The organism is Stenotrophomonas sp. SrG (assembly GCF_050031795.1).
In the GTDB taxonomy this organism is placed as follows: domain Bacteria; phylum Pseudomonadota; class Gammaproteobacteria; order Xanthomonadales; family Xanthomonadaceae; genus Stenotrophomonas; species Stenotrophomonas rhizophila_A.
This window is the reverse complement of sequence record NZ_JBNBBE010001169.1, coordinates 1-238: the sequence shown is the minus strand read 5'-3', so window position 1 is coordinate 238 and position 238 is coordinate 1. Positions and strand designations below refer to the sequence as shown.

Annotated in this window: 1 protein-coding gene; it reads right to left on the bottom strand. The window is 69.3% G+C overall.

Going from position 1 to position 238, the window contains the following annotated elements; translation table 11 throughout:
• Positions 1-238: ATP-binding cassette domain-containing protein (locus ACQG3P_RS23140; protein WP_426806351.1), on the bottom strand; the 238-nt coding region annotated here is incomplete at both ends.

The following is a 238-nucleotide window of genomic DNA, read 5'->3' as shown; positions in this document are numbered from 1 at the left end:
TGCGCATGGCGCGCAGCAGCGCCAGGTCGTGGCTGACCACCAGCACGCTGGTGCCGCGCTCGGGCAGTACGGCGAACAGCGCCATGATTTCAGCGGCCAGGGTCGGATCGAGGTGGCCGGTGGGTTCGTCGGCCACAAGCAGCTTGGGCTCGCCGACGATCGCACGGGCGATGCCCACGCGCTGCTTCTCACCCGCCGACAGCTGAGACGGCAGCGCCTTTTCCCGATGGCCAAGGCA